This window comes from Streptococcus oralis subsp. oralis, assembly GCF_002096595.1.
Taxonomy (GTDB): Bacteria; Bacillota; Bacilli; order Lactobacillales; family Streptococcaceae; genus Streptococcus; species Streptococcus oralis_D.
In genome coordinates this window covers 1-3376 of sequence record NZ_NCUR01000003.1, presented here as the reverse complement: position 1 = coordinate 3376, position 3376 = coordinate 1, and the positions used below count along the sequence as shown (strand labels likewise).

General features: G+C 47.3%; 1 pseudogene. It reads left to right on the top strand.

What is annotated here, in order from left to right:
* Positions 1-3376 (top strand): annotated as a pseudogene (locus B7714_RS00015) (YSIRK-type signal peptide-containing protein); the annotation flags it as partial.

The window sequence follows — 3376 nt, the reverse complement described above, 5'->3', positions numbered from 1 at the left end:
CAAAGAGAAATCTATTCCAGGTCAAGGAACCTACACGATTGCACCAGACGGAACTGTAACCTTCACTCCAGACAAGCAGTTTGTTGGAAACCCAGATCCAGTTACAGTGAAACGTGTGGATAAGAATGGCACTCCAGTTGCTGCGACTTATACCCCAACAGTGACTAAGGTAACCCCAACCAGCACTAACGCAACCAGCACAGGTCCTCAGGGTGTTCCACAAACAGGAACTCCAAGTTTCCAAGGTGGTGATCCACTGGTTCCAATCGATGAAACAGTCGAGCCAACCTTCGCAGATGGCAGCAAAGAGAAATCTATTCCAGGTCAAGGAACTTACACTATTGCGCCAGATGGTACAGTGACCTTCACTCCAGACAAGCAGTTTGTCGGAAACCCAGATCCAGTCACAGTGAAACGTGTAGACAAGAACGGAACAGAAGTTACTGCGACTTACAGTCCAGAGTTCACTAAGGTAACACCAACAGGTTCAGGTGATAAGACAGAAGGACTTCAAGGTCAGGTTCAAGAAGGTAAAGTGACCTTCACTCCAGGCCATGACTCAGTTCCATTCCCAGCCGATTCGACTCCACTATTTGACAATGGTACAACTGTGAAAGAAGTGCCAAATGTTGGTAAGTTTGAAGTGGATGCAGAAGGAAAGGTAACCTTCACTCCAGATAAACAGTTCAAGGGTGAAACACCAGAGCTTGAATTGACTCGTGTGGATGCTAACGGAACTCCAGTTACCGTTAAGTACCAAGCGGTGGTGAAAGAAGTAACCCCAACTTCAACGGACGCCACTTCAAATGGTATCCAAGGTCAACCGCAAAAAGGTACCCCAACCTTCACAGAAGGTAATCCATTGGTTCCAATTGATGATACGAAACCAATGACTTTCGAAGATGGACAGTCAACGAAAACAGTTCCAGGTGTAGGTGTGTATACTATTAACTCAGATGGATCTATTACCTTTACGCCGGATAAGAAGTATGTTGGTACTCCAGATCCAGTAACAGTTAAACGAGTTGATAAGAACGGTACCCCAGTCACTGCGACTTATACCCCAACAGTAACCAAGGTAACACCAACAGGAACTAACGCAACCAGCACAGGTCCTCAAGGTGTCCCACAAACAGGAACTCCAAGCTTCCAAGGTGGTGACCCACTTGTTCCAATCGATGAAACGGTAGATCCAACCTTCGAAGATGGAAGCAAAGAGAAATCTATTCCAGGTCAAGGAACTTACACGATTGCACCAGATGGTACAGTAACCTTCACCCCAGACAAGCAGTTTGTCGGAAACCCAGATCCAGTCACAGTCAAACGTGTGGATAAGAATGGTACCCCAGTGACTGCAACCTACAGTCCAGAGTTTACGAAAGTAACACCAACTGGTACGGGAGATAAGACAGAAGGTTTGCAGGGGCAGGTCCAAGAAGGTAAAGTGACCTTCACGCCAGGTCATGACTCTGTTCCATTCCCAGCTGATTCAACTCCACTATTTGACAATGGTACAACTGTGAAAGAAGTGCCAAATGTTGGTAAGTTCGAAGTGGACGCAGACGGTAAGGTAACCTTCACTCCAGACAAACAGTTCAAGGGTGAAACACCAGAACTTGAATTGACTCGTGTGGATGCCAACGGAACTCCTGTTACTGTCAAGTACCAAGCGGTGGTGAAAGAAGTAGTTCCAACCAGCACTAACGCAACCAGCACAGGCCCTCAGGGTGTTCCACAAACAGGAACTCCAACCTTCCAAGGTGGCGATCCACTGGTTCCAATCGATGAAACAGTTGAGCCAACCTTCGAAGATGGCAGCAAAGAGAAGTCTATTCCAGGTCAAGGAACCTACACGATTGCACCAGACGGAACTGTAACTTTCACTCCAGACAAGCAGTTTGTAGGTAGTCCAGATCCAGTCACAGTCAAACGTGTGGATAAGAACGGCACCCCAGTCACTGCAACCTACAGTCCAGAGTTTACGAAAGTAACCCCAACTGGTTCAGGTGATAAGACAGAAGGACTTCAAGGTCAAGTGCAAGAAGGTAAAGTGACCTTCACCCCAGGTCATGACTCAGTTCCATTCCCAGCTGATTCGACTCCACTATTTGACAATGGGACAGCTGTGAAGGAAGTGCCAAATGTTGGTAAGTTCGAAGTGGACGCAGACGGCAAGGTGACCTTCACCCCAGACAAGCAGTTCAAGGGTGAAACACCAGAACTTGAATTGACTCGAGTGGATGTCAACAGAACTCCTGTTACTGTCAAGTACCAAGCGGTGGTGAAAGAAGTTGTTCCTACAGGTACTGCCGCAACAAGTACAGGTCCTCAAGGACTTCCACAAACTGGTACACCAACCTTCCAAGGTGGCGATCCACTGGTTCCAATCGATGAAACAGTAGAGCCAACTTTCGAAGATGGAAGCAAAGAGAAATCTATTCCAGGTCAAGGAACCTACACGATTGCACCAGACGGAACTGTAACCTTCACTCCAGACAAGCAGTTTGTTGGAAACCCAGATCCAGTTACAGTGAAACGTGTGGATAAGAATGGCACTCCAGTTGCTGCGACTTATACCCCAACAGTGACTAAGGTAACCCCAACCAGCACTAACGCAACCAGCACAGGTCCTCAAGGTGTTCCGCAAACAGGAACTCCAAGCTTCCAAGGTGGCGACCCACTGGTTCCAATTGATGAAACAGTAGAGCCAACCTTCGCAGATGGCAGCAAAGAGAAATCTATTCCAGGTCAAGGAACTTACACTATTGCGCCAGATGGTACAGTGACCTTCACTCCAGACAAGCAGTTTGTCGGAAACCCAGATCCAGTCACAGTGAAACGTGTAGACAAGAACGGAACAGAAGTTACTGCGACTTATACCCCAACAGTGACTAAGGTAATCCCAACCAGCACTAACGCAACCAGCACAGGTCCTCAGGGTGTTCCACAAACAGGAACTCCAAGTTTCCAAGGTGGTGATCCACTGGTTCCAATCGATGAAACAGTCGAGCCAACCTTCGCAGATGGAAGCAAAGAGAAATCTATTCCAGGTCAAGGAACTTACACGATTGCACCAGATGGTACAGTTACCTTCACCCCAGACAAACAGTTTGTCGGAAAACCAGACCCAGTCACAGTCAAACGTTTGGATAAGAATGGTACACCAGTTACTGCGACTTATAGTCCAGAGTTTACTAAGGTGACTCCAACTGGTTCAGGTGATAAGACAGAGGGTCTGCAAGGTCAGGTCCAAGAAGGTAAAGTGACCTTCACACCAGGCCATGACTCTGTTCCATTCCCAGCCGATTCGACTCCACTATTTGACAATGGTACAACTGTGAAAGAAGTGCCAAATGTTGGTAAGTTTGAAGTGGAT